The organism is Streptomyces sp. NPDC041191 (genome assembly GCF_055591945.1).
This window is the reverse complement of sequence record NZ_JBVIZC010000005.1, coordinates 175,443-202,018: the sequence shown is the minus strand read 5'-3', so window position 1 is coordinate 202,018 and position 26,576 is coordinate 175,443. Positions and strand designations below refer to the sequence as shown.

Genomic DNA, 26,576 nt, shown 5'->3' with positions numbered 1-26,576 from the left:
TCGTCCGGCCCGGTGGCCGGGCTACCTCTTGACGCGAACGGTCTTCGTGGAACGGGTCTCGAGTGTCATCTCGTCCGCGTCGGCGACCTTCGCCTTCAACCGCACAGTACCCGCCGCCGCGTCGACCACGTCGACCACCTTCGAAAGCAGTTTCGCCGTATCCGCGTTGCCGGAGGCCGCCGCGAGCTGCACGGCGCGTCCCAGTTTGGCCGTCGCGCCGTCGTGATCACCCGATTTGCGGGCGTCCAGGCCCTCCCTGATGGCGTCCGCCAGTTCGGCCTGGCCGGTGTAGTGCGCGACCTGCGGGTTGATCGACGTGGACATCGCCAGGTCGTCCGTCCACACCGCCCGCACCAGCCCCTGGGCCGACGGACGCGGTTCGCCGCCCACCGGGTCCGGAACGATCAGGGAGACCCGGGCGGCGAGCATCTCCTGGCCGACCGAGGCCCGCGGGACCCGCACGCTCACGTGGTAGTCGCGGGACTCGTCGCCCCACGAGCCCGTCGGGTAGTCCCCGGCGCGCGGCCCGGCCCCGGTGCGTCGGCCGGTGAGGTCCTCGACCGTCGGCGCCACCTGCTTCACGAACGCGATCTCCACCCCGACCGGCGTCCACAGCCGCAGCGCCACGTCCGCCACGCCCTTGCCCATCGCCTGTTCCATCATGGCCGTGAAGTCGGCGGCGAGACCGGCCGGGTCGGCGACGATGTCGGCGGTGCCGAGGAGGGCCGAGGCGATCCCGGTGACCTCCTTGACCTCCCAGTCGGTGCCGACGCCCCGCGCGTCGCAGGTGAACCGGCCGGCGCAGGCGTCGAGCGCGGCCCGCAGTGCCTCCGGCGACTCGTGCTCGTTGCGCCCGTCGGTGAGCAGGATGCCGTGCCGGATGGTGAGTTCGGTGGAGGAGAGCAACCGGTCCGCGAGCCGCAGCCAGGTGCCGATCGCGGTGCCGCCGCCCGCGGAGAGCCGGCGCAGCGCCTCCTTGGCCTCGTCCCGGGTGCGGGCGTCGGCGACGGCGAGCCGCCCGTTCCCCGGGTAGACCTCCTTCGCCACGTGCGTACCGGCGACGACGGCGAAGGAGGTGCCGTCGCGCAGGGTGTCGACGGCGGCGGCGGTCGCCTCCCGCGCCCCGCGCATCTTGGTGGAGGGGTACTCCATCGAGCCCGAGCAGTCGACCATGATCACGACGCCGGCGCCGCCGGAGTCCCCGGTCCCCGCCGGGCCGCCGGTGCCGCCGCCGGTCGAGGTGACGGTGACGATCGCGCTGACGTCCCTGCCGCCCTCCGGCAGGAACTCGTTCTGGTAGACGTCCACCGAGAACCGGGGCGCGGTCGGCTTGGAGAAGTTCGCCATCTGTTCGGCTCCTCGGGCAGGGACGGCGGGGCGGGAGAGGGGAGGGGCGGGACCGGGCCGTTCAGGCCGGGCCCGCTTCCCGGGCGGGGAAGGGGAACGGGACGAGCGCGACCGTGATGTTGTCGTGGCCCCCGCCGTCCAGGGCGTGGCCGACCAGGACCCGGGCGCCGTGCAGCGGGCGGTCCGCCGCGTCGGCCGGGACGATCCGGGCCATGTCGTCGGCGCCCTCCGCGTAGTTCCACAGGCCGTCCGTGCAGACCACCACCACGCCGGAACGGTCCGGCTTGAACGCGGAGGTGTGCGGGTCGAGTTCGTACGCGTCGGCGCCGAGCCAGCCGGTGATCGCGTGGGCGCGTTCGTCCGCGTACGCCTCGGCCTCGCTCATCAGGCCCGCCGCGACCATCTGCGCGGCCCACGAGTCGTCCTCGGTGAGCCGGACGGACGGGACGCTGCGGTCGTCCGGCACCCAGTAGGCGCGGCTGTCGCCGACCCAGCCCACGACGAGCAGGCCGTCCGCGACGACGGAGCCGACGATGGTGCACGCCGGGGCGTTGCGCCGGGTCTGCCCGTCGTCGCCCCCGGGCTCCTCCGCGAGGGTGTTGACGGCCTCGGCGGCGGCGACGATGGCCTCGTGCATCGCCCGGCGCGGGTCCGTGCCCCGGGGGAGCGCGGCGAGCAGCGAGGCCCCGGCCGCCTCGGCGGCGGCGGCGGAGGCGTCGTCGGGCCGGGTCGCCGAGGAGACGCCGTCGCAGACGATGGCCAGGGTGGCGGGAGAGCCGTCGGGCAGGGTGGTCGCGGAGACCGTGAACGCGTCCTCGTTGCGGTGGTGGCGCAGCCCCCGGTCGCTGACGGCGGCCACCCTTTCCAGCTCCCGTTCCACGTGGTCGCGTTCGCGGGGCTGCGCGTGCCCGCAGTTCTCGCAGTACCCGTCGGCGTCCACCCGCCCGGCCCGGCAGGCCACGCAGAACGCGGGGTGCGCGGCGGGAGCGGCCGGGGCCGGGTCCGCCCGCACGGCGGCGCGGGGGTCGGGGGCCGCCAGTTCGAAGTCCCCGCCGGAAGCGGAAGCGGGGACGGGGGCGGGCGCGCCGGGAGCCGGCCGGGCGCCGGGCCCGGCTCCGTCCGCGCGGCCCTCCGCCGCGGGCAGGTCGCGACCACCGGAGTCGGTGCCCGGCAGGTCCCCGGGGTGCTGGGTCGCGGTCGACAGCGAACCGGGGTCGCGCGACGGCGCGTCCGGCCAGGTCACGGGGGTCCCGATCGCCGCGGTCGGGCGGTCGGGCCCGGCTCCGGCGGCCGGTGCGGCCGACAGGTCGTGACCGCACGCCCCGCAGAAACGGTCACCCGCGTCCAGCGGTTCCGCGCAGCCCGGACAGACGGCGAGTCCGTGCGACGGCTTCGGCTTCTGGGACATCCTCACACCCACGTCCGGGGGCGGAAACGGTTGGCCCGCTCCACCAGTTCGATCCTCTCCTCGCCCCGCTGGGCGAGCCTGGCCAGCACCCGGTACGAGCGTTCGAGGGCGAAGCGCAGTCCGCGCTCGTCCAGCTCGCTCCCGAGCAGCAGCGTTCCGCCGCCCGGTGCCGCACCGGGACTCCCGGAGAGTACCCAGTCGAGGGCCGTCCCGAGGACCTCCGCCGTCAACCGCTCCCGGCGCACCGCGTCCAGACCGAAGCCCCGGAGCGCCGAGACCTGCGCCGCGGCCGCCGTCAGGTCGGGGCCGAGCGGCTCGGACGGCGGGCGCCGCCGCAGCCGCGCCCGCACGGCCGCGACCCGGGCCGCCGTGTAGTGGATCGACACCTCCGGGACGGACTCCAGGGTCCGTACGGCCCCGGCGCGGTCGCCCGCCGCGAGCCGCACCCGGGCGAGTCCGAAGGCCGCGCTGACGAAACCGGGGTCGGTCGACCACACCAGGCGGTAGTACTCGGCGGCGTCGTCCGGCCGGCCGAGCACCTCGGCGCAGATCCCCAGGGCCAGCTTCGGCGCGGGCTCGCCGGGGAAGGCGTCGTACACCGCGTCGAAGGCCAGGGCCGCGTGCTCGTGGTCCCCGGCCACCAGGGAGGTGACGCCCCGGTACCAGACGACCCGCCAGTCGTCCGGGTCCCGCTCCTCCAGGCCGGCCAGGGTCCGCGCGGCGGACGACAGGTCCCCCAGCTCCAGCTGGGCCCGCAGGGTACGGAGCCGCAGCTCGGCGGAGGGCGCGGGCGCGGCCCGGAGCGCGCCGAGCAGTTCGCCCGGCGCGGCGGCGGCCAGACCGGCGAGGAAGCCGGCGTTGGGGTCGTCCGGGTCGACGCGCGGCACGGGCAGCGCGAGCGCGGTGGCGGGCGCGTCGACCGGCGCGAGCAGTCCCCCGAGACCGGTCTCCGGCGGCGCGGCACCGGCGCCCGCCGCCCGCGCGGCCCCCCGCCTCCGCCGGGCGCCCAGCAGGGAGACGTCCTGCGTCTGTTCGGCGAACAGGGTGGTGTCCGTGACCCGCGTCTCCGTGCCGAACAGCGTCGAGAGCGCCGGGCGCGGGCGCCCCGTCCGGACCGCCACCACCTCGCGCAGGACGCCGGTCAGCTGCTCGGCCATCTCCTGCGCGGAGGAGAACCGGCGGGCCGGATCCGGATCGGTGGAGCGGACCAGGAAGCGGTGGAACGACTCGTACGTCCGGAAGACCGGAACGTCCTCCGGGTCGGGCAGCGAGTCCGCGAAGACGTTCGTGTAGCCCTGGAAGTCGAAGGTCATCACGGCGAGCGTGCGCGCCACCGTGTACAGGTCGCTCGCCACCGACGGGCCGGTCTCGGCCACTTCGGGCGCCTGGTAGCCGACCGTGCCGTAGATCGCCGACTCGTCGTCGTCCATCCGCCGGACCGCGCCCATGTCGATGAGCTTGAGCTGGTCCTCGGTCTGGATGGCGTTGTCCACCTTGAAGTCGCAGTACAGCAGGTTCCGGCTGTGCAGGTGCCCCAGCGCCTCCAGGGCCTCGATCCCGTACGCACACGCCTGCTCCACCGGCAGCGGGTCGCGCCGGCCGTCGGGGGCCCGCCGTTCGTTGGCGATCTCCTTGAGCGACTTGCCGCCGACGTACTCCATGACGATGTAGCCGTCCAGGGAGCCGGTCCGCTGGTCCAGGTGCTCGACGAAGTTGTAGATGCGGACGATGTTGGCGTGTTCGATCTCGGCGAGGAAGCGGCGTTCGGAGATCGCCGCCGCCATGGCGTCCTGGTCGCCGGTGTCGAGCAGGCCCTTGAGGACGACCCAGCGGTCCGAGACCGCCCGGTCCACGGCGAGGTAGACCCAGCCCAGGCCGCCGTGCGCCAGACAGCCCGCGACCTCGTACTGGCCGCGGACGACGTCCCCGGCCCTCAGCTTCGGCACGAAGGAGTACGGGTGCCCGCAGCCGGTGCAGAAGCCCTCCGTGCGGCCCGGCCGGTAGCCGCGCGCGCGGCCCACCGGGGCCCCGCAGTCGGAACGGGAGCAGAAACGCTTCCGCTCGGGGACCTCGGGGTTCTCCATCACGGCGGTCCGGGGGTCGGGGCGCGGCACCCCGGGCATCGTGACCAGGCCCGCGCCCAGCCGGTTCCGGGCGGACCGCCCGGCCGACGCGCCCGAACTGCGCACCGACACCGAGCGGCCCGCGGAGGCCCCGGACAGGGAGCGCGAGAGGCGGCCGGAGACCGGCCGGCGCGAGGTCGAGGAGCCGGACGAGGCCCGCGAACCGGTCCGGGACGAGGCGGAGTCCGGTCCGCCGGCCCCCGTGCCCGTGCGGGAGGACCGGCCGGGCGCGGCCACACCGGTCGGCATCGAGCCGATCTCACCGCCGGGCGCGACGACCGGCGCGAGCCCGCAGGTGTCGCAGTACAGCTCGCCGCCGCCCATGTCCTCGTACGCTCCGTCGCACGAGGGGCGCTGGCAGCTCCCCCCGCCCTTCTCCCCGTTCACCATCGCCGTCCTCCCGCGCCGTCCACGTCTTCCGTGCTCCCCGTGTCCTTCGCGTCACCGGGCCCGGACAGCACCTCGGCCACCGCCCGCTGGTAGCGCAGGACGGCCTGCTCCGCGACCCGCAGGTCGCAGGGCGCGCTCCACAGCATCCGCCGGGCCGCGTCGTACCGCTCGACGAGCAACGGGTCCTCCGCCGCGCCGAGCCGCGCCACCTTCGCCCGGTACGCGTCGAGCCGGCCGCGCAGCTCGGCCCGGACCGCGAGCGGCGCGGTGACCGCCGTCAACGACGCGCGGGCCCGCTCCAGTTCCTCCTCCGCCTCCCGTTCCAGGGAGTCCAGGAGCGGGGAGAGCCGGTGCCACCGGGCGTGTCTGCGGTGCTCGGCGGCGGCGGCGAGCCGCTCCTGGAGCGCGGTCGGCGGCCCGCTGACGGCCGGCACCTCGGAGGCGGCGATCTTCGCCAGGACCTCGCCGCGCGCGGCCCGCGCCTCGGCGAGCGTCCGGTCCGCCCGCGAGAGCACGTCGCGCAGCCGGAGGAGCCGTTCCTCGGAGTCCTGACGGACCGCGAGGACCGCCTCGATCTCGCGCCGGACGTCCTCCAGGGCCAGGGCGGCGCGGTCGTACCGCGTGGTGTCGGGCCGGCCCCCGCCCGGGGCCGAACTCCCCGCCGCCGGGCGCCAGAAGGCCAGCGGGTCGGTCACCACCCGGGAGCGCAGCCCGGTCAGCTCGGCCGTGATCTCCTCCAGCTCGTCCCCGGCCGGGTGCTCACCGGGCCGTACGCCCACCGAGTGCGCCAGGGAGCGGGTCCGGCCCAGTTCGGCGGCGAGCAGGTCTATCCGGGCGGGCAGCGCCGACCAGACGGCGTCGGCGGTGACGACCAGGTCGAGCGAGGAGGCGTACAGCTCGTTCATCCGCCGGACCAGCCCCTCGAGCGTGAACCGCTCGGTGAGCAGCGCCTGTTCCCCCGCCCCGCCCGGGACGAGGACGCTCTCGCCGCGCAGCCGTTCGGTCAGCTCCGCCAGCTCCTCCCGGCCGGGCCAGCGGCGCCGCGCGCGCACCTCGCGGGCGTCCCGCAGCGCGGCGGTGTACACGTCGAAGCAGGTCCAGAGCAGGGTGATGGTCCGCTCCGCCGCCGCCCAGCGCTCCCGGGTGACGCCGGTCAGTTCGGCCCCTTCGAGGAGTCTGCGGCCCGCGTGGTCCTGGAGTGCGAGGAGCGAGTCCTCGACCGCCTTGTGCTCGGCTCCGAGGCGCGCCAGCACACGGTCCACCTCGTCCCGGTCCATCACCGGCCCAGGGGGTCCCGTGACGCCCATCGGTCACCTCTTCCGCCCTGTGCACAGGGGCTGTTCGTCGGGGCTGTCCGCGGCCCGGTGCCCGGGGCCGCTCGTCCATCGGCGCTACTTGTACGGGATTTCGGGTGGTCCCGTTATGTCGGGCAGGTCCTCCTTCAGCCACTTCTCGTACGCCTGCTGCCAGGGGCCCCGCCGGTAGCCCTCCAGGACGTGGTTGACCCGGCGCACCAGGTCGTCGTTGCCCAGTCTGACCGCCACCCCGTAGTACCCCTCCTGGTCCTTGGGGAACGGCCCGCCCTTGAACGCGAGCGTCGGGTCCTGGGCGACCAGGCCGGCCGCGAGGGCGTCGTCGGTGACGATGGCGTCCACCTCGCCCATCTGGAGCCGGACCAGACAGTCCAACTGGTTGGGGACGGTCAGCAGGTCCTCGTCGTTCTTCGTGCCGTCGCCCTTGTCCTTGTAGAGCGCGCCGTAGGACTCCTTCTCCAGGGTCTCGTGGGCGATGGATTCCTCCGCGGTGCAGACCCGCCTGCCGCGCAGCGAGGAGTCGTAGCCGGTGATGCTCCGGTCGGACCGGGGTGCCAGGACCTGCTGCTTGACCCGGAAGTAGGGGGTGGAGAAGGCGACCTTCCGGAGGCGCTCGCAGGTGATCGTCATGGTGCGCACGACGAGGTCGACCGCTGCGCTCCTCAGGGCGGTGTCCCGCTGGTTGGTGGGAATCGCGCGGAGGACGAGGTGCCCCTTCTCGCCGAAGATGTCCTGGGCGACGGCCTCGGCCAGCGCGATGTCGAACCCCTCCAGGGCGCCCGTCTCCGGGTTCCGGTAGCCCCAGCGGTAGCTGGACTGGTCGACGCCGACGACCAGCTTCCCGCGGTTCTTGATCGCCCGGACCGCCGGGCCGACCTCGGTGGAGGGGGCGAGGGACTTCTCCGGGTCCCGGCAGGTGTCCGCCCTGACCCGTACGCCGGCACCGGCAGCCGTTCCGGACCCGTCCGTCCCGGGCGGGGCCGCGGCGCCGTTCCCGTCGTGCGCCGCCGGGAGCAGGGCGAGCGACCCGGCGGTGAGTGCGCAGGCCAGGGCCATGGCCGCCACCCCGCCCCAGCCACGCGGCCACCGCTCCGTCCGCCGCGCCGGCGGCTCCGTCTCCTCGGACACCTCTCCCCCTCTCACCGGTACTCCGACAGTCTGCGGTTGACGCCGAGCACGGCGCCCGCCGCTCCCAGGACCCCGAGGGCCGCCGCTCCCAGCGGCAGCGGCTCCAGCGCGTCCCGGGCGTCCTCGGCGGAGCGGGTGAACTCGGCCCGTTCGTGGTCGAGGGCCCGGTCCAGGGCCCCGTCGATCCGGCTGAAGGACCGACTGGTGGACTCCCCCGGTCCGACGGTCCGGTCGAGGGCGTCCTGGTAGGAGCCTTCGCGGTCCTTCGCGCGCGCGTCCTCGTGCCGCTCCTCCCACTCCGCCACGCGGCGGACGGAGTCGTCGACCGGGGCCCGCCCGGCCTCGTCGTCGGCGAGCCTCCCCGCCTGGGCGAGCGCCGCCTTCAGGGCGTTCATGCTCGCCGTGTGGTCCACCTCGTACTTGTCGTTCTTGCCGTCCTCGGTGAGGACGGCGCCCCGGGCGACCAGGGCCAGGTTCTCGTTGGCGCGGGCGGTGAGGGAGCTGATCCGGGCGGTGTTCAGGGCCTGGAGGGACTCCTGCCCGTGCGTCCGCGCGTCGTCCAGTCCGGCCCGGGCGACGGCGTGCGCGGCACCGAGCCAGAGCAGGACGCCCGCGGTGGCGGCGGTGGCGGCGAGCAGCCCGTGGTTGAAGACCCGGTGGGTGCGGAGGTACTCGCGGCGCTGGACCCCGCCGAGGGCGGCGAGGGCGAGGAGGCCGAGCGCGAGCGACAGGTACGGCCAGGCGCGGGCCGACCTGTCGTCCCGGTGGAGGCGCTCCGTCTCGGCCTCGTACAGCCGCTTGGCGGCGGGGAGCAGGACGGTGGTCATCCGGTGGTTGGCGTACCGCAGATAGGCGCCGCCCAGCGGCAGGCCCTGCCGGTTGGCCGCCCGGGCACGCTCGACGAGCCCCGTGTAGCGGGGGAGTTGCTCGTTGAGGATGGTGATCTCGCGGATCGACTCCTGCGAACCGCCCGTGTTCGAGGCGGCCTTGACGAGGAGCTGGGAGGCGGTGGCGATGTCCGCGTCGTACCGCTTCCGCGACGCGGTGGGCTCCAGGGAGCCGGCGAGGAAGCCACTGGCGGCGGTGGTGTCGGCTTCGGCCAGGGCGCGGTAGACGGAGGCGGCGTCGTTGCTCAGCAGCCGGCTGCGGCCGGCCACGTCGGTGGTGACGGAGAACCGGTCGTGGACCTCCAGGGCGGTGACGGTCCCGAACGCGACGACGAGCAGCGCCAGTACGGCACCGAGGATCTGGAGCCGGCCGGGTTCGGTCGTCGCGGCCGCCCGCAGCCGCTCCCGCCCCACGGCCCAGGCCCCGCGTCCGGCGGGCGGTGCCCCGGGAAGGACGGGTGAGAGCTGCGCGGGCACACCGACCGGGCGCGCGGGCGCCGGTGCCGTGCTCCGCGCCGCCGGTGCGGCGGACGCGTTCGGCTGGTGCGCCATGTGACCTCCCCCTCGGTCGTCGACATCGGCCGGTCCGCCCGGAGAACCGGCGGGAACCGGCTCCGGCGCAGAACCGCCCGGTCAGCAGTATGGCCGCGGGGAGCCTTCCGCACACCGGGATTGACGCGATCTTGTTCCTGCCCGCCCCCGCCGTGCCTCACGCCTCTTCCGCGTCTGCGGGAGAACCCCTCGTCATGAATACGCCTCCCGGCCGGGATCGGTTCCGCACCGGACATCGCTCGAACAGGTGAACCTGGGTGCCTCTCGGAGGGAATCCCGCACCCGGACCCCCGCCCCACGACGGCGGGGCGCCCCGCCCGACCGGCGGAAACGCCCCGCACCCCCCCGGGGAGGTCACCCCTCCCGTTCCCGCCCCCGGCGGCCCACCGTCCTCACGCCCCGTAGTGCTCCCGCAGCCGGGCCGCCGCCTCCGGCCCCTCCGCCCACTCGTCCAGGGCGAGGAGCCCCGCCCCCAGCACCGGCGGCGCCGTCACGAAACCGACCGCCGCCTTCGGCGCCCGCTCCGCGAAGAGCGCGCGGACGCGCTCCTCCAACTGCGGGTGGCGCGCGGCCAGCACGCTGCCGCCGAGGAGCACCGGGGCCGGCTCGCCGAGCAGCCCGAGCCGCCGGAGCGCCACCGTCGACATGACCACGACCTCCTCGGCCAGCCGGTGCACGAGCGCCAGCGCGACCGGGTCGCCCGCCGCGCTCACCCGGAACAGCACGGGCGTCAGCTCGTGCCGCCGCTCGGCCGGCACCCGGCCCAGGTGCAGCGCCTCGATCAGCGCGTACATCGTGTCCAGACCGAAGTGGGCGGGCAGCGCGCGCGACAGCTCGGTCGGTTCGCCGCGCCCGTCCTCGCCGCGCGCCGCGAACCACAGCGCCTCGTCGGCCATGCCGCCGCCGCCGCCCCAGTCCCCGGAGAGCTTCCCGATCGCGGGGAAGCGCGCGGTCCGCCCGTCCGGCGTCATCCCGACGCAGTTGATCCCGGCGCCGCACACCACGGCCACGCCCCGCGGCTCGTCGATCCCGGCCCGCAGTATGGCGAAGGTGTCGTTGTGCACGCGGACGGACCCGCTCCAGCCCCGGGACAGCACCTCGTCCCGGAGCGCGGTCTCCTCGACGGGCAGGTCGGCGTTGGCCAGGCAGGCCGTGACGTGCGCGAACTCCGGCGGGACACCGGCCTCGGCGCACGCCCGCGCGACGATCTCCGCGAGCGCGTCCACGGCCGTCCCCACCCCCACCACCGGGGGCTGGAAGCCGCCGCCGCGCGCCGCCCCGAGGACGGCACCGCGCCGGGAGACGACCGCCACGTCGGTCTTGCTGTTCCCCGCGTCGATCGCGAGGAGCACTCCGTTCACGCCCACGGGAGGTGCTCCCGGTTGTGGGCGATCAGCCGGTCCGTGAGGCCGTCGGCGTACGCGTACTGGCCCACCAGCGGGTGGGCGAGCAGCGCCTTGAACACCCGGTCCCGGCCGCCGCGCAGCGCCGCCTCCAGGGCCAGGTCCTCGTAGGCCGTGACGTTCGCGATCAGACCGGCGTACAGCGGGTCCACCGGCGCGACCGGCAGCGGCGCGGCACCGTGGGCCCCGACCGCCGCCTGCGTCTCGATGACGGCGTCGTCCGGCAGGAACGGCAGCGTGCCGTTGTTGTACGTGTTCACCACCTGGTACGGCGAACCGCCCCCGCCCAGCAGGGCGGCCGCCAGGTCCACGGCCGCCTCCGAGTAGAAGGCGCCGCCGCGCCCGGCGAGCAGGGCCGGCTTCTCGTCGAGCGCCGGGTCCCCGTACATCTCCAGGAGTTCCTTCTCCATCGCGGCGACCTCGGCGGCCCGCGACGGCTTGGTGCCCAGCTCCCGCACCACCTCGTCGTGCGCGTAGAAGTAGCGCAGGTAGTACGAGGGGACGACGCCGAGCCGGTCCAGGACCGGGCGCGGCAGCCGCAGGTCGTCCGCGATCGCGTCGCCGTGCTCGGCGAGCAGCCTGGGCAGCGCGTTCTCGCCCTCGGGGCCCCCGATCCGCACCGCCCGTTCCCAGGTCAGGTGGTTGAGCCCGACGTGGTCCAGGTGCACGTCCGACGGGGCCACGTCGAGGAGCGCGGCGAACTTCCGCTGGAAGCCGATGGCCACGTTGCACAGGCCGACGGCCTTGTGCCCGGCCTGGAGCAGCGCCCGCGTCACGATGCCGACGGGGTTGGTGAAGTCGATGATCCAGGCGTCCGGGTTGGCGCGCCGGACCCGCTCCGCGATGTCCAGGACCACCGGGACGGTGCGCAGCGCCTTGGCGAGGCCGCCGGCGCCGGTGGTCTCCTGGCCGACGCAGCCGCACTCCAGCGGCCAGGTCTCGTCCCGTTCGCGGGCGGCCTGACCGCCGACCCGCAGCTGGAGCAGGACGGCGTCGGCGCCCTCGACCCCGGCGTCGAGGTCGGAGGTGGTGACGATCCGTCCTTCGTGCCCCTGCTTGGCGAAGATCCGCCGGGCGAGTCCGCCGACCAGCTCCAGCCGGTCGGCGGCCGGGTCGACGAGGACGAGTTCGGTGACGGGCAGGGTGTCGCGCAACCGCGCGAACCCGTCGATCAGTTCGGGGGTGTAGGTGGAACCGCCCCCCACGACAGCGAGCTTCATGTGTGGTTCAGCCCTTCACTCCGGTCAGTGTGACTCCCTCGACGAACGCCTTCTGGGCGAAGAAGAAGACGAGGATCACGGGGGCCATGACCAGGACGGTCGCGGCCATGGTCAGATTCCAGTCGGTGTGGTGCGCGCCCTTGAAGGACTCCAGGCCGTAGCTCAGCGTCCAGGCGCCGGGGTTCTCGGAGGCGTAGATCTGCGGCCCGAAGTAGTCGTTCCAGCAGTAGAAGAACTGGAACAGGGCCACGGCGGCGATGCCGGGCCTGGCCATCGGGACCACGATCCGGAGCAGGGTGCGCAGTTCGCCGCACCCGTCGATCCGCGCGGCCTCCACGTACTCGTCGGGGATCGTGAGCAGGAACTGGCGCAGCAGGAAGACGGCGAAGGCGTCCCCGAACGCCATCGGGACGATCAGCGGCCACAGGGTGCCGGAGAGGTCCATCTGCTTCGCCCAGAACAGGTACATCGGGATGATCACGACCTGCGGCGGCAGCATCATCATCGAGATCACGAGGAGCAGCGACAGGTGCCGGCCGCGGAAGCGGAACTTGGCGAGCGCGTACGCCACGGGGACCGAGGACACCACGACGAGGACGGTGCCGAGGCCGGCGTACAGGAGGGAGTTCCTCCACCAGGTGAGGAAGCCCTCGGTCTCGAAGACCTTGACGTAGTTGTCCCAGTGCCAGGAGTTCGGCGTGAGGTCCCGGGTGAGCGCCTGGTCGTCGCTCATGAGGGAGGTCAGGAGGACGAAGACGAAGGGGAGCACGAAGAACAGGGCGGCGGCGACGCCGAGCGAGTGCACGGCGATCCAGTGCAGCAGGGCCTTGCGGCGGGCCCGCTTCCCGGCGGGGTCCGGGACCGTGGCGGTGGGGGTCATGTGCGGTCACCCGAGCCGATCAGGCCGCCGCGCCGGCGCATCAGGAGCGCGGTGAAGGCCATGGAGAGGACGAAGAGCACCAGTGCCACCACGCAGGACGCGCCGTAGTTGAACTGGCTGAAGCCGAGGCTGTAGACGAGCTGCGGCAGGGTGAGCGTGGAGTCGTCCGGGTGGCCGGGGACGAAGGTGACGCCGGAGCCGCCGATCACCCCCGAGGCGACCTTGGCGGCCACGATCGGCTGGGTGTAGTACTGCATCGCGCCGATGATCCCGGTGACGACGGCGAAGAGGATGATCGGCGAGATGTTCGGCAGCGTGACGTAGCGGAACCGCTGCCACGCCGAGGCGCCGTCCAGCTCGGCGGCCTCGTACTGCTCCTTCGGCACGTCGAGCAGCGCGGCCATGAAGATGACCATGAGGTCCCCGACGCCCCACACGGCGAGGAGCGTCAGGGCCGGCTTGGACCAGGACGCGTCGTTGAACCAGGAGGGGGCGGGCAGGCCGACCGCCTCCAGGAGCGAGTTGACCGGGCCGGTGCCGGGGTTGAGCAGGAAGACGAAGGCGAGCGTGGCCGCCACCGGCGGGGCCAGGTAGGGCAGGTAGAAGAGGGTCCGGAAGATTCCGGCGCCCCTCTTGATCTTCGTGATCAGCATGCCGACGCCGAGGCCGAAGACCACCCGGCAGCCGACCATGACGACGCAGAGCCAGAGGGTGTTCCGCAGGGCCGGCCAGAACTGCGGGAAGCCGGTGAAGACGTACGACCAGTTGTCCGTGCCCCGCCACTCCGGCGGGTTGAGGCCGTCGTACTTCATGAAGGAGAAGTACACGGTGGAGACGAGCGGATAGACGAAGAAGACGCCGAATCCGATCAGCCAGGGCGACATGAACGCCAGGGCGCGCAGCGCGTCGCGGCGGCGCCTGGCCCGTGCCGTGTTCCGTCCCCCGGGGGAGGGGGCGGCCGGGGCGGCCGCCTCCTTCGCGGGCAGGGTGTCCGTGCTCATGGGTGGTGTCCGGCCGTCACTTCGCCGCGGCGATGTCGCGGTCGATCTGGGCGGCCGTGTCGGCGAGCCCCTTCTTCAGGTCGGCGACCTGGCCCTTCTCGTACTGCTGGGCGAACTTCTGGAGGGTGTCCTCGTAGGAGGAGCCGTTGACCGCGCCGTCCGAGGTGCTGGAGGCGGGGTGCCGGGCGATGTCCAGGAAGGTCTTGAAGCGCGGGTCGAGCTTCAGCTTCGGGGACTTCAGCGCCTCCAGGGTGGAGGGGACGTTGCCGATGTCGTTGGCGAAGCCCACCACGGCGTCGGTGTCCGTGGTCATGTACTTGACCAGCTCCCAGGCCGCGTTCTGCTTCCTGCTCTGCGGCGCGATGCCCATGATCGTGCCGGAGAGGTAGCCCTTGCCGTACTCGGCCGCCTCGTCGTCGGCGACCGGCAGCGGCGCGACGCCGATGTCGAAGCCGACCTTGTGCTGCTGGGTGAACTTCAGCCGCCACTCGCCGTCCAGCTGCATGGCGACCTGGCCGGTGTGGAAGGGGTGCTTGGCGCCCCACTCGTCGCCGAAGGAGGTGCGGTACCTGTCGAGCTTCTGGAACCCGCCCAGGGCGTCCACCAGGGACTTCTGGTACGTCATCATCTTCGCGAACGCCGGGTCACGGGCGACGTTCGACTTGCCGTCCTTGTCGAAGTAGGAGTGCTTCCACTGCGACATGTAGTGCGAGAAGGAGGTCTCGTAGCCCAGGTAGTTCGGCATGAAGCCGAGCCGCTCGTAGGAGTCGCCCCTGGGCTTGGTGAGCCTCTTGGCGACCTCGGTGAACTCGCTCCAGGTCTTCGGCGGGGCCTCGGGGTCGAGACCGGCCGCCCGGAACGCGTCCTTGTTGTAGTAGAGCCCGTACGCGTCGGAGAGCAGCGGCAGGCTGCACCGCTTGCCCTCGAACTGGGTGTAGTCCCGCAGGACCTTCGGGAAGGTCTTCTCCAGGTCCAGCTTCGACTTCTCGATGAAGGGCTTGAGGTCCGCGAGCGCGCCCGAGGCGCAGAACTTGCCGACGTTGGACGTGGTGGACGAGGAGATGACGTCCGGCCCGTTCGACCCGCCCGCGCGCAGGGCCTGGCCGAGCTTGGCGTCGTCGATGCCGCCGACGGCCTTCACCTGGATGTTCGGGTGGGCCTTCTCGAAGCGGGCGACGTTGTCCTCGATCGCCTTGACCTCGGCGGGGTCCGACCAGCCGTGCCAGAAGGTGATCGTCGTCTTCGCGTTCGGGTCGTCGGCGGCCGCGTTGTCCGCGGAGCCGGTACAGGCTGAGGCGAGGAGCGCGATCGAGGCGGTGGCGGCGAGCGCGACGGCGGCTCTGCGCGGACGTACGGGCATGGTGGTCTCCCTGGGCGGAGGGGTGTGGGACGGGGGAGGTGCGGGGACGGGGGTGCGGCCCGCCGGGTCAGCGGGAGGTGTCGAAGACCTCGTCACGGGTGGCGGCGAGGGCGCTTTCGAGGGCGCCGCGCAGGACGGGACGGCGGGGTACGGAGGCGAGGACGAGGCGCGGCCGGGAGGCGGCGAGGTCGGCGAGTTCGGACTGCACGCGGGCGCGCAGCGGCTCGCCGCCGGCGACCAGGACGTCGCCGGACAGGACGATCAGTTCGGGGTCGAGGACGGCGACGACGGAGGAGAGCCCGATGGCGACGCGCTCGGCGTAGCGGTCCAGGAGGGCCGCGTACCGGGGGTCCCCGTCCGCCGCTCCGCCCGCGTGCGCGAGCAGTCCGGCCGCCACCGGCGCGTACGGCTGCTCGGGCGTCTCGATGCCGAGCGAGCGGGCGATCCGGGGCACGGCCTGCGCACCCGCCAGTTCCTGATAGCCGCCCGAGTTGGCCTTGGTGACCTGCCGTACGAGCGGGGTCCCGGGCACGGGCAGGAAACCGACCTCGCCGGCGCCGCCGGTGAAGCCCCGGTGGAGCCGCCCGCCCAGGACGAGGGCGGCGCCGATGCCCTCCTCGTTCCAGAGCAGGACGAAGTCGGAGTGGCCCCGGGCGGCGCCCAGGCGCTGTTCGGCGAGGGCGACCAGATTGACGTCGTTCTCGTACTCGAACGGCATGGGCAGGGCGGCGGCCAGTTCCTCCAGGAGGGTGGGGGAGTGCCAGCCGGGCAGGTGGGAGGCGTACCGCAGGCGGCCGGTGGCCGGGTCGAAGGCGCCGGGCGTGCCGATGACCAGGCGCCGCACCTCCTCGCGGGCGATCCCGGCCGCCCCCACGGCCCCGTCGAGCGCTTCGGTGACCTGGCGGACGACCCCGGCGGCGGAGCGTCCGGGGGTCGGCAGCTCGGCCTCGCCGACGATCTCGCCGGTGACGTCGGCGACGGCGGCGCGGACGCGGCGGGTGGTGACGTCGAGTCCGGCGGCGTACGCGGCGCGCGCGTTGACCGCGTAGAGCTGGGCGTTCGGGCCGGGGCGGCCCTCGGTGGTGCCGGTGGCGACGACGAGCCCGGCCGCTTCGAGGCGGGCGAGCAGCTGGGAGGCGGTCGGCTTGGAGAGACCGGTGAGCTTGCCGATCCGGGTGCGCGAGAGCGGGCCGTGCTCCAGGAGCAGGTCCAGGGCGGCCCGGTCGTTCATGGCCCGCAGCACGCGGGGCGTGCCCGGGGTTCCCGGAGTTCCCGGAACGCCCGGGACCCTCTGGGTCGTACCGGCCATGACGATCGCACCTGCCCTTGCACTGTTAGGAAAGTTTCCTATTGCGTGGGAGGAAAATAAGGCGCCCGTCGCGGAGCCGTCAATACCCGGGCACGTACAGGACCCCCGAAGGCAACCGAAGCGTTACCCGCAGGGGCCCGCGCACGGGAAGGCGGCCGGTCCCCCCGCGAGGGACCGGCCGCCCGGAAGGGGCCCCGGCCGGACGGGGACCGCCCGCCGGGAGGACCGGCTACTTGGAGAGGTCCGACCTCGGCAGCGGGGTCGCCGCCGCCGACTGGGGCGAGGACGTGTTGGCGAAGACCGAGGGCGCCGCCACGCCCGCCGACGGGTCGGCCGCCGCCTCCTCGGCCGGCACCGGGAGGCCGCCCACGATCCGGATGCCCGCCTCGTCCAGCCCCCGCTTGATCCGCCAGCGCAGCTCGCGCTCCACGCCCAGCGCCTTGCCCGGCATCGTCTTCGCCGCGACCCGGACCGTCATCGAGTCGATCAGCACCTCGTTGAGGCCGAGCACCTCCACCGGCCCCCACAGGCGCTCGTTCCACGGCTCCTCCTTCGCCATGGACTCCGCCGCCTCGGTGATCACGGACCGCACCCGGTCCAGGTCCTCCGTCGGCCGCACCGTCACGTCCACGGCGGCCGTGGCCCAGCCCTGGCTGAGGTTGCCTATCCGCTTGATCTCGCCGTTGCGCACGTACCAGATCTCGCCGTCCACCCCGCGCAGCTTGGTCACCCGCAGGCCCACCTCGACGACCTCGCCGGAGGCCACGCCCGCGTCGATCGAGTCACCGACGCCGTACTGGTCCTCCAGGATCATGAAGACGCCGGAGAGGAAGTCGGTCACCAGGTTCCGGGCGCCGAAACCGATCGCCACACCGGCCACACCGGCCGAGGCGAGCAGCGGTGCCAGGTCGATCTTGAAGGCGCCGAGGATCATCAGCCCGGCCGTGCCCAGGATCAGGAACGACGCGACCGAACGCAGCACCGAGCCGATGGCCTCCGAGCGCTGCCGCCGCCGCTCGGTGTTGACGAGGAGACCGCCCAGGGCCGTCCCCTCCACCGCCTGCGCCGAACGGTTCATCCGCTCGATCAGCTTCGTCAGGGCCCGGCGGACGGCCATCCGCAGGAGCAGCGCGACGACCAGGATGAGCAGGATGCGCAGCCCGGTGTTCAGCCAGGTGGACCAGTTCTCCTCCACCCAGGTGGCGGCGTTCGTGGCGCGCTCCGCGGCTTCGTCCAGGGTCACCGGCATGGGTTCGGGTTCGGTGGCAGCCGCCAGGGCGGACCAGGACACGGGACAACCTCCAGGCATCGCGTACGCAAGTCATCCACAGTAACGGGGCGGCGGGCGTGGTCCGGCAGCCGTGTTCGAGGGAGAGACGGACCTCACCCGGGCATGAAGGAGGTGATGCCGATGTGGCCGGGAACACCCCGGGGGCCCTCGCTCCGGTCCCGTCACGTGGTGGCGCTCCCGCCCGGCATGAGGAGAGACTGAGAGCAGTTCGTCCCGGCGCGAGCCACGCGCCGCCGGCGTCATAGGAGGCATGCGTGCCGCACGTCCTGGTCCTCAACGCGTCGTACGAGCCGCTCGGCGTCGTACCGCTCCGCCGCGCACTCGTCCTCGTCCTTGAGGACAAGGCCCTCTGCCTGGAGGAGTCCGGCGCCTTCCTGCACAGCGAGACCCAAGTCGTCCCCGCGCCCAGCGTGGTGCGGCTGAAGCGCTTCGTGCGGGTCCCCCACCGGGGGCCCGTTCCTCTGACCCGCAGGGCCCTCTTCGCCCGCGACGGCGGGCGCTGCGCGTACTGCGGGGGCGTCGCGACCAGCGTCGACCACGTCGTCCCGCGCAGCCGGGGCGGCACGCACGCCTGGGACAACGTGGTGGCGGCCTGCCGCCGCTGCAACCACGTCAAGGCCGACCGGCACCTGCGCGAACTCGGCTGGCGGCTGCGCCACCAGCCCGCCCCGCCGACCGGCCCGGCCTGGCGGATCATCGGGACCGGCCACCGGGACCCGCGCTGGCTGCCCTACCTGGAGGCGTACGGCGCGCGGGACGTGATGGCCCGGATCGACTCCGTCGCGGAGACTCCCGCGGGGGCGCTGGCGACGGGGTGAGCCGCCGTGCGCGCGTGCGGGGCGTGCGCGCGGAGCCTTCTCCGTGCGCACGCGGTCTTCCCCGTGCGCGGCGGTCCGCCGGCGGCGCGCCCCTCAGGGGGCGGGCCGCTCCTCCGGCGCGCCCGCTTCCGTGCCGGTGTCCACGCCCACGCCCGTGGCCGTGCCCGGAGGCGGGGGCGCGGCCGTGGCCGCCGGGGTCTTCGGGGCGGCCGTCGCCGGCTTCGCCGCGTCCGCCCGTGACGGCGCCCCCGGCGCCACCGCGTACGCCTCCACCGACCAGAGCGAGTAGCCGAAGCGGGTCGCCCGCTTCTCGCCCCGCACCCGCAGGAAGCGCGTGTCCGGCGCGTCCGTCCGGACCGACTCCCGGCCGCCCCGGCCGTCCGTGACCGCCGCCGCCGTGCGCCACGTCCGGCCGTCCGCCGAGACCTCCACGCGGTAGCGGGAGGCGTACGCGTCCTGCCAGCGCAGCACCACCTCTCCCAGCCGGACCGGCGCGGGCAGTTCGAGCCGCCACCAGGCCCCGTCCTCCGCCGGGGAGGACCAGCGGGTGGCCGGATCGCCGTCCACCGCCGCGGCGGCCGGGAAGTCCGGGGTCTCGTCGCCCGAGGAGGAGGCCGTCCCCGTCCGCGCCAGGTCCGGGCCGCCCGTCGGGGGGAAGGCCCGCACCGTGAGCACCCGCTCCTCGCCGGCGAAGGACACCGGCACCCGGTACGCGCCGACCGGCACGTCCGCCGCCACCGACACCTCCAGGGGGACGCGCGCCCGGGCGCCGCGCCCCACCGAGGCCCGCCCCGGCAGCCGGACCGTGATCCCCTTCGGGGCCCTCGCCGTCAGCGCGCCGCGCACCTCGTCCGTGCGGCGGTTCGTCAGCTCCACGTCCACCCGCCGCGCCGGACCGCCGATCACCGCGTCCGTCTCCGTACGGGCGAGGGCGACGCCGGCGCGCGGCACGTCCGCGAACCACGGCACCAGGGAACGCACCGCGGGCGCGGGCCCGTCGCCGTCCCACACCACCCGCAGCGCCTCGGCCCGCAGCCCCTTCGGCGCGGCCTGCGTCCACCCGGACGGCGACAGCGGGCCGAGCGGCCGCCAGCCCCCGCCGGGCACGTACGCCTCCACGCGCGCGCCCGCGCCCGCCCGTCCGTCCGCCGGGAACGGCTCGGTCATCACCGTCAGGGCCTCCAGGGGCCGCGCCCGGCCGAGACGCACGGTGTACGAGCCGGGGGCCCGCTCGGCCCGTACCGACCGGGCCCGGTCGGCGCCGGTCCAGGCCGCCGCCCCGGCCTCGGCGCGCGCGAGGAACGGGTCGAGCACCCCCGCCCCGACCGTCACCCGGCTCGCCCCCAGGGCCTTCCGCAGCGAGGAGAGCTCCCGCTGCGCCCGCCAGGCCGCCGCGCCGTCGCCGCGTTCCTGGGCGAGCAGCATGTCGACGGCCGTCTCGCCCGCCAGGCCGTACCGGGACAGCTGCTCCAGCCACGGCCCCGCCTCGTCGCCGAGGGCGCCGCCGGCGGTGGCCGCGAGGCGCTCGGGGGCGGTGCGCATCACGGTGAACGCGGCCCGCAGCCCGCGCGCCGTCCTCTCCCGCGCGCGCGTGTCCGGGACCGCCCCGGCGCGCGCGTCCCAGAAGGCGGCCAGGAGCGGCTTCAGATAGGCCGATTCGCCCGCCGGGGCGAGCAGCGAGGAGGCGCCGTTCCCGGCGAGCGCCCGCAGCGCCTCGCGGGCGGCCGGGTCCGGGCCCGCGAGGTCGTCCACGGCGGCCCGCCAGGACTCCTCCGGCCGGTACCCCCTCGGGTTCCACGCGTAGTCGGCGGCAGTGAAGAGCGGGACGCGGGAGGCGGCGGGCTGCTCCATGGCGAGGGCGAGGTAGGCGGCGGACCCGGCGGCCACGGCCGGTTCCCGGCCTGTCGCGGGCCCCAGGAAGAGCCGGTCCTGCGCGTAGTCGTTGACCGGGTAGTTGTCCATGGTGACCAGCGGGTGGCCCAGCGCCTCGCGCGCGCCGGCCAGTTCGCCGCCGGTGATGGCGGGCGGCACGACGCCGACGCCGGTCCACGCCACCCGCACGTCCGCGTCGAGCGCCTCGGCGAGCTTCGCGCGGTACGCGGTCGCCCCGTCCTGGTAGTACTCCGTCGGCATCACCGTCAGCGGGTCGCCGCCCGGGTGCCGTTCGGCCAGGTGCCGGGCCACGGCGTTCGCCACGCGCGCGTGGGCGCCGGCCGCCGCCTCGGGGCCGCGCCCGAAGGCGTCGGCGTCCCGGGAGCAGTGCCACTCGTCGTAGGAGGCGTCCTGGAACTGGAGCTGGAAGAAGCGCACGCCGAGCGCCCACATCGCGTCGAGCTTCCGCGTCAGCGCCGCCACGTCGGCGGCGGAGGCCAGGCACATGGACTGGGCGGGCGACACGGCCCAGCCGAGCCTCACGTGGTGGGCGCGGGCCCGTTCGGCGAGCTCCCGGAACTCCGCCCGCCGCCCGGCCGGGTAGGGCTCGCGCCACAGCGTCTGGCGGTACGGGTCGTCCCCCGGCGCGTACAGGTAGCGGTTCTGCTTGGTGCGGGCCAGGAAGCCGATCTGGGCGAGCCGCTGCTCCCGCGTCCAGGGGCTCCCGTAGAAGCCCTCGGCGACGCCGCGCTCGGCGGTGCCCGGCCAGTCGCGGACGACGACCCCGGGGACCTCCCGGCCGGTGCCGCCCGCGCCGCCGAGGAGCTGGCGCAGCGTCTGCACGGCGTGGAACAGGCCGTCCTCACCCGCCCCGTCCAGGACGACGGTGTCCCGTCCCCGGAAGCGCCCGGTCGCGAGCCGGTAACCGCCGTGCGGCAGGTCGAGGCGTTCGGGCACGCGCAGCGCGGTCAGCACCTCGGCGGCGCCCTCCCCGGAGGGACCGGCGGCCCGGACCACCGGGCCCCGGCCCGGGAGCCCGGTGTGGACGGTCCGCACCCCGGCCGCCCGCAGCAGCCCGCGCAGGGCGTCGAGGGCGTACGGGTCGGCGTCGGCGCTCGCCAGCAGCGTCACCTCGTCCCCGAGCCGTACGGAGGGCCCGGCGGCCGTCAGGGACTGCGGCCGGGGCCAGACGGCGGGCACGCGCGCGGGTGCCGTCCCGGGGCCGGCCGTGCCCGGTCCGGGCGGCGGGGCGGGCGCGGGCACGCGCGCGGGTGCCGCGGGCGCGGAGGCCACCGGCGGCTCCGGGGACGTCCGGGCGCCCGGGAGGGCGTGCGTCCCCGGGAACGCGCGCGCCTCCGGGGACGTCCGGCTCCCCGGGAGCGCGGACGCCCCGGGGAGCGCCTGGGCCGCGCCGGGGGCGCCGCCGCCGAGGAGGCCGCCGACGACGACGGCGACGAGGGCCGTCGCACCGCGCTTCCTGGGTCCGGGGCGCACGGGGTCTCCCTTCGACCGCTCCGCCGTTGGTCACGAGTCGGTCACGAGCCCACCATCCGTCGCACGCACGTGTCAACGCACAGGGCCGATGTGTCGGTTTTGCCCGGTGGGCCGTCGGCGGGGTGACGCCACTTCGTCCCCCTCCGCCGGTAAAACGAGGTGCGGTGGGTAGGTGTCAGAAGTTGCCCAGGCCCCACCCGACGAGACGAACCGGGAGCCCCCGTGACCACGACCGCCCGCCCCGCCGGAGGAATACGGCTTCCCCGGCGGTCGGCACCGGGCGGCACGCCGTCGTCCGCCGCGCCGCCCCCGCCCGCCGCGTCCCCCCTCGCCGGCGAGCCGCCGACCGCGGCGGCCCCCCCGACCAGTGAACCCACCGCCCTCGTCCGCGCGGGCGGCCCGGAGTGCCCCGGAGTGTGAAGTGACCCTGGCCCGTCTCGCCGCCCTGCACGGCGTCGCCACCGTCCACAGCCCCGCCGACGGCGGCGACGTGCCCGTGCCCGACGCCACCGTGGTGGCCGTCCTCGCGGCCCTGGGCGTCGACGCCTCCACGCCGGAGGCGGTCGCCGCCGCCCTCGACGCGGCGGAACGGGCCGCCCGCGAGCGCCTGTTGCCGCCCACCCTGGTCCACTGGCGGGCCCTGGACACGGACGACGGCCCCGGCCCGCGCGGAGCGGAGGGCCCGTACGACGCGCGCGCGGAGACCGATCCGTACGACGGGCCCGGGGCGACGGACCCGTACGACGGACGCGCCGGGGCGGCCCCGTACGAAGAGGTCGCCACCTGCGAGGGGTTCGCCCACCACGACGCCGCGGCCCCGTGGCGGGAGCCCGGCCTCCGCCCCCCGTCCGGCCTGCCGCCCGGCACCCGCCTCCAGGTCACCACCGAGGACGGCGCGGTCGTCATCGGGGAGGACTGGGCGCGGCTGCCGCTCGGCGTCCACACGGTCGAGGCCGAGGCCCCCGACGGGCGCACGGCCACCAGCACCCTGATCGTGAGCCCCGCGCGCGCCCCCGGGCCCGCCCGGCGCGCGTACGGGCTCCTCGTGCAGCTCTACTCGCTGCTCTCCACCCGGTCCTGGGGCATGGGCGACCTCGGCGACCTGCGCGAGCTCGTCACCTGGGCGGGCCGGGCACACGGCGCCGGGTTCGTCCAGGTCAACCCGCTCCACGCGGCCGTGCCCGGCGCGCCGACGGACCCCTCCCCGTACCGCCCCTCCTCGCGCCGCTTCCCCGACCCCGTCCACCTGCGGATCGAGGAGATCCCCGAGTACGCCCTGCTCGGTCCCGGGCACCGCGACGAGCTCGACCGGATCCTCGCGGACGCCGCCGAGCTGCGGGAACGGGTCCTCGGCAAGGGCGCCCTGATCGACCGGGACGCGGTCTGGGAGGTCAAGCGGCGGGCCCTGGAGCTGCTCGTCGCGGGCGTCGAGCCGGGTCCGGGCCGGCGCGCCGACTTCCACGACTTCCTCGCCGCGCGGGGCCGCGCCCTGGAGGACCACGCCACCTACCAGGCCCTCGCGGAGCGCCACGGCCCCCACTGGCGCGCCTGGCCCGAGGCGCTGCGCACCCCGCGCGGGGCGGAGGCGGCCGTGCGCGCCGACCCCGGCCTGGCCGCCCGGGTCGACTTCCACTGCCGGCTCGCCTGGCTGACGGACCGGCAGCTGGCCGACGCCGCCGGGGCCGCCCGCGAGGCCGGGATGGAGATCGGGATCGTCCACGACCTGGCGGTCGGCGTCCACCCGGAGGGGTCGGACACCTGGGCCTGCCAGGACGCCTTCGCGTCGGGCATGTCGGTCGGCGCCCCGCCCGACGCCTTCAACTCCCGGGGTCAGGACTGGGGCCTGCCGCCCTGGCGGCCCGACGCCCTCGCCGCCGCGGGCTACGCCCCGTACCGGGGCGTCCTGCGCGAACTCCTCCGCCACGCGGGCGCCCTGCGCATCGACCACGTCATGGGCCTCTTCCGGCTCTGGTGGGTGCCGGAGGGCCGCGAGCCCACCGAGGGCACGTACGTCCGGTACGACGCCGAGGCGATGCTCGCCGTCCTCGTCCTGGAGGCGCACCGCGCCGGCGCCCTGGTCATCGGCGAGGACCTCGGCACGGTCGAACCGGGGGTACGGGAGGAGCTGGCCCGGCGCGGGGTGTTCGGGACCTCCGTGCTCTGGTTCGAGCGGGACTGGGCGGGCACCGGCGCTCCGCTGCCCCCGGAGGAGTGGCGCGCGGAGTGCGTGGCCACCGCCACCACCCACGACCTGCCCTCCACCGCCGCCCGCCTCTCCGGCGACCACGTCACCCTGCGGCACCGGCTCGGGCTGCTCCCCGGCGGCCTGGAGCGCGAGCGGGCGGCGGACCGGACCGAGACCGCCGAGTGGCGCGGCCTCTTCGAGCGGCTGGGGCTGCTCCCGGAGGGGCCGGGGGAGGAGGCCGAGATCAGGGCCGTCCACCGCTATCTGCTCGCCACCCCGGCCCGGATGGTGGGCGTGTGGCTGCCGGACGCCCTGGGGGACCGCAGGCCGCAGAACCTGCCGGGCACCTGGGACGAGTACCCCAACTGGCGACTGCCGCTCGCCGGCCCCGACGGACAGCCGGTCACCCTGGAGCAACTGGCCGCCTCGCCCCGCGCGCACGCCCTGCTGAGCGAGCTGCACGCCCGTACGGCACCCCCGGGCGCGCGGCCCCTCCGGGCGTTCGCTACGTTTGCTCCGTGGACAAGAAGAACGCCCTGCGCGCCGGCTCCGTCGCGGCCGGTACGACGCTGATGATGCTGCTCATGTCGTCCCCCGCGCTCGCGCTCACCCGCGACGACGGTGACGACCCGGCCCCCAAGCTGGAGGTCGTCGAGACCCTCGGCCTGTTCGTGGCCGCCCCGCTGGTGCTGTTCCTGATCATCGCCGGCCTGGTGATGGTGCTCGACAAGTCCAAGAAGGTCTGACCCCTTCCTCCGTCTCCGTCGAGGGCGCCGCACGGCACGACATGCCGTGCGGCGCCTTCGCGCGTCTCCGGCCGTCCGTCACGCGGTGGCCGCGAGCAGCTTCCGCAGCAGTCCGGAGAGCTGTTCCGCCTCCTCCGGGCCGAGTGCCGCCTCCAGGGCCGCCCTCTGCCGCGCGAGGCCGTCCACGACCGCCAGGTCCACCAGCTCCCTGCCGCGCGCGCTGAGGGTGACCCGCAGTCCGCGCCGGTCGTTCGGGTCGGGGCTGCGGCTGAGCAGTCCTGCCTTCTCCAGCCGGTCGAGGCGGCCCGTCATGCCCCCGGTAGTGATCATCAGGGTCGCGGCCAGCTCGCGCGGCGAGAGCGTGTACGGCTCCCCGGACCTGCGCAGGGTCGCGAGCACGTCGAACTCCCCGAGGCCCATGCCGTAGGGCGCGTACGCCTTGTCCACCGTGCCGCGCATGGCCTGGGAGAGACGGTAGATCCGGCCGAAGACGGCCATCGGCAGGGTGTCCAGATCGGGCCGGACGGCCGCCCACTGGTCGGTGATGGCGTCGACGGCGTCGCGGGCCGGGCCGGGGCCCGGGGGGGTCGTGTTCATCCGTCCAGTCTCTCCTCGCGTGCCGTTCGTCGGCAAAAAAGTTGCTTGCGGATAAGTAGCTTAGTGCTAAGTTAATCAGCGCCAAGCCGCTTTGGCCTCCGGACCGGGCCCCTGCCCCCGGACCCGGCCACCGGCACCCGCACCGAGGGGAACCGCCATGTCCCGCAGAGCCGCCACCGTCGCGCTGACCGCGCTCGCCCCCGTCTCCTGGGGCTCCACCTACTTCGTCACCACCGAGTTCCTGCCGCCCGACCGGCCCCTCTTCACGGGCCTGATGCGCGCCCTGCCCGCCGGGCTCCTGCTCCTCGCGCTGACCCGCAGGCTCCCGCGCGGCGCCTGGTGGGGGAAGGCCGCCGCCCTCGGCGCGCTCAACATCGGCGCCTTCTTCCCGCTGCTCTTCCTCGCCGCCTACCGGCTCCCCGGCGGCGTCGCCGCCGTCGTCGGCTCCGTCGGCCCGCTCTTCGTCATCGGCCTCGCCGCCCTCTTCCTGGGCGACCGGCCGACCGTGCGGACCCTGCTCACCGCCGTCGCCGCCGCCTTCGGCGTCAGCCTGGTCGTCCTCAGGGCCGGGGCCGCGCTCGACCTCGTCGGCGTCGCCGCCGGGCTGCTCTCCGCCCTGTCGATGTCGGCGGGCACCGTCCTCACCAAGCGCTGGGGCCGTCCCGAGGGCGTCGGCGCCCTGACCCTCACCGGCTGGCAGCTCACCGCGGGCGGCCTGGTCGTCCTGCCCGTCGCCCTCCTGGCCGAGGGCGCCCCGCCCGCCCTGACCGGCACCCACCTCGCCGGCTACGCCTACCTCGCCCTCGGCAACACCGCGGTCTCGTACTATCTCTGGTTCCGGGGCATCGAGCGCCTCGGCGCCTCCTCCGCCACCTTCCTCGGCCCGCTCTCGCCCGTCACCGCCGCGATCATCGGCTGGGCCGCGCTCGGCCAGGCGCTCGGCCCGGTCCAGCTGCTCGGCATGGCGATCGCCTCCGGCGCCACCCTGGCGGGCCAGCGGGGGCCCCGCACCCCGGGGGTCCCCGTCCCCCGGACCCCCGGCACGGCCGGCCGCGCCGCGCCGGAACCCGCGGCGGTCACCGCCCGGGAGCGGTGACCGGGCCGGTAGGTCGCGCCCCGTGACCGAGTGGGGCGTCAAGAAGCTCCGCGCCCTCCGCGGCCGCGGCACCGTCACCGCGGCCGCGGAGGCCCGCCCCTGCCCCCCGGCCGTCTCGCAGCGGCTCACCCACCTCGCCGGACAGCTCGGCGTACG

The 26,576-nt window shown here is 75.1% G+C and carries 19 protein-coding genes; 4 read left to right on the top strand and 15 right to left on the bottom strand.

The genetic code is table 11. From position 1 onward, the window contains the following. Positions 1-21: 21 nt before the first annotated feature. The 13 genes from ACZ6AQ_RS12085 to ACZ6AQ_RS12025 form a co-directional block, all read right to left on the bottom strand. Positions 22-1,347, bottom strand: coding sequence for a vWA domain-containing protein (locus tag ACZ6AQ_RS12085; protein ID WP_468759478.1), 1,326 nt, complete (start codon positions 1,345-1,347; stop codon positions 22-24). A 61-nt stretch (positions 1,348-1,408) separates the two neighbouring features. Continuing rightward, entirely contained in the window at positions 1,409-2,755 is a 1,347-nt protein-coding gene (locus tag ACZ6AQ_RS12080) for a PP2C family serine/threonine-protein phosphatase (protein ID WP_468759476.1), read from the bottom strand. A gap of 2 nt (positions 2,756-2,757) precedes the next feature. Further along, on the bottom strand, positions 2,758-5,268 hold the full coding sequence (locus tag ACZ6AQ_RS12075) for a serine/threonine-protein kinase (protein WP_468759474.1): 2,511 nt from the start codon (positions 5,266-5,268) through the stop codon (positions 2,758-2,760). Further along, positions 5,262-6,575, bottom strand: a complete 1,314-nt coding sequence (locus tag ACZ6AQ_RS12070) for a coiled-coil domain-containing protein (RefSeq protein ID WP_468759472.1) — start codon at positions 6,573-6,575, stop codon at positions 5,262-5,264. Before ACZ6AQ_RS12070 ends, ACZ6AQ_RS12075 begins: the two co-directional genes overlap by 7 nt. An 84-nt stretch (positions 6,576-6,659) precedes the next feature. Next, positions 6,660-7,709 (bottom strand): glutamate ABC transporter substrate-binding protein, encoded by a 1,050-nt coding sequence (locus tag ACZ6AQ_RS12065; protein ID WP_468759471.1) that lies wholly within the window; start codon positions 7,707-7,709, stop codon positions 6,660-6,662. An 11-nt stretch (positions 7,710-7,720) separates the two neighbouring features. Beyond that, on the bottom strand, positions 7,721-9,148 hold the full coding sequence (locus ACZ6AQ_RS12060; protein ID WP_468759469.1) for a hypothetical protein: 1,428 nt from the start codon (positions 9,146-9,148) through the stop codon (positions 7,721-7,723). Positions 9,149-9,540: 392 nt separating this feature from the next. Beyond that, complete coding sequence (locus ACZ6AQ_RS12055; protein WP_468759468.1) at positions 9,541-10,515, bottom strand: N-acetylglucosamine kinase; 975 nt, start codon at positions 10,513-10,515, stop codon at positions 9,541-9,543. Next, positions 10,506-11,771 carry a 6-phospho-beta-glucosidase gene (locus ACZ6AQ_RS12050; RefSeq protein WP_468759466.1) on the bottom strand — a complete coding sequence of 422 codons (1,266 nt, stop codon included), beginning with the start codon at positions 11,769-11,771 and terminating at the stop codon, positions 10,506-10,508. Before ACZ6AQ_RS12050 ends, ACZ6AQ_RS12055 begins: the two co-directional genes overlap by 10 nt. 7 nt (positions 11,772-11,778) lie before the next feature. Further along, complete coding sequence (locus ACZ6AQ_RS12045) at positions 11,779-12,651, bottom strand: carbohydrate ABC transporter permease (RefSeq protein ID WP_468759464.1); 873 nt, start codon at positions 12,649-12,651, stop codon at positions 11,779-11,781. Further along, positions 12,648-13,652, bottom strand: a complete 1,005-nt coding sequence (locus tag ACZ6AQ_RS12040; protein ID WP_468759462.1) for a carbohydrate ABC transporter permease — start codon at positions 13,650-13,652, stop codon at positions 12,648-12,650. The genes ACZ6AQ_RS12045 and ACZ6AQ_RS12040 overlap by 4 nt, the downstream gene beginning before the upstream one ends. 16 nt (positions 13,653-13,668) lie before the next feature. Further along, positions 13,669-15,012 (bottom strand): ABC transporter substrate-binding protein, encoded by a 1,344-nt coding sequence (locus tag ACZ6AQ_RS12035; protein WP_468759460.1) that lies wholly within the window; start codon positions 15,010-15,012, stop codon positions 13,669-13,671. Positions 15,013-15,079: 67 nt separating this feature from the next. Then, a complete protein-coding gene (locus ACZ6AQ_RS12030; protein WP_468759458.1) occupies positions 15,080-16,321 on the bottom strand; it encodes an ROK family transcriptional regulator in 1,242 nt (413 codons plus the stop codon). A gap of 229 nt (positions 16,322-16,550) precedes the next feature. Continuing rightward, positions 16,551-17,630 (bottom strand): mechanosensitive ion channel family protein, encoded by a 1,080-nt coding sequence (locus tag ACZ6AQ_RS12025; RefSeq protein WP_468759456.1) that lies wholly within the window; start codon positions 17,628-17,630, stop codon positions 16,551-16,553. A 236-nt stretch (positions 17,631-17,866) separates the two neighbouring features. Between ACZ6AQ_RS12025 and ACZ6AQ_RS12020 the strand changes: the two genes are divergently transcribed. Beyond that, on the top strand, positions 17,867-18,430 hold the full coding sequence (locus ACZ6AQ_RS12020) for an HNH endonuclease (protein ID WP_468759454.1): 564 nt from the start codon (positions 17,867-17,869) through the stop codon (positions 18,428-18,430). Positions 18,431-18,523: 93 nt separating this feature from the next. Here ACZ6AQ_RS12020 and ACZ6AQ_RS12015 read toward each other — a convergent pair whose 3' ends face one another. Next, entirely contained in the window at positions 18,524-21,796 is a 3,273-nt protein-coding gene (locus ACZ6AQ_RS12015) for a beta-N-acetylglucosaminidase domain-containing protein (RefSeq protein ID WP_468759453.1), read from the bottom strand. A 421-nt stretch (positions 21,797-22,217) separates the two neighbouring features. Here ACZ6AQ_RS12015 and malQ point away from each other — a divergent pair, with 421 nt between their 5' ends. Together malQ and ACZ6AQ_RS12005 are read left to right on the top strand one after the other, a co-directional pair. Continuing rightward, positions 22,218-24,554 carry a 4-alpha-glucanotransferase gene (gene malQ, locus ACZ6AQ_RS12010; RefSeq protein ID WP_468759451.1) on the top strand — a complete coding sequence of 779 codons (2,337 nt, stop codon included), beginning with the start codon at positions 22,218-22,220 and terminating at the stop codon, positions 24,552-24,554. After that, positions 24,500-24,727: a hypothetical protein gene (locus tag ACZ6AQ_RS12005; RefSeq protein WP_468759449.1), complete on the top strand. Its 228-nt coding sequence runs from the start codon at positions 24,500-24,502 to the stop codon at positions 24,725-24,727. Before malQ ends, ACZ6AQ_RS12005 begins: the two co-directional genes overlap by 55 nt. A 78-nt stretch (positions 24,728-24,805) precedes the next feature. Here ACZ6AQ_RS12005 and ACZ6AQ_RS12000 read toward each other — a convergent pair whose 3' ends face one another. After that, complete coding sequence (locus ACZ6AQ_RS12000; protein ID WP_468759447.1) at positions 24,806-25,324, bottom strand: MarR family winged helix-turn-helix transcriptional regulator; 519 nt, start codon at positions 25,322-25,324, stop codon at positions 24,806-24,808. Positions 25,325-25,481: 157 nt separating this feature from the next. Between ACZ6AQ_RS12000 and ACZ6AQ_RS11995 the strand changes: the two genes are divergently transcribed. Next, positions 25,482-26,420 carry an EamA family transporter gene (locus ACZ6AQ_RS11995; RefSeq protein WP_468759445.1) on the top strand — a complete coding sequence of 313 codons (939 nt, stop codon included), beginning with the start codon at positions 25,482-25,484 and terminating at the stop codon, positions 26,418-26,420. Positions 26,421-26,576: the final 156 nt, after the last annotated feature.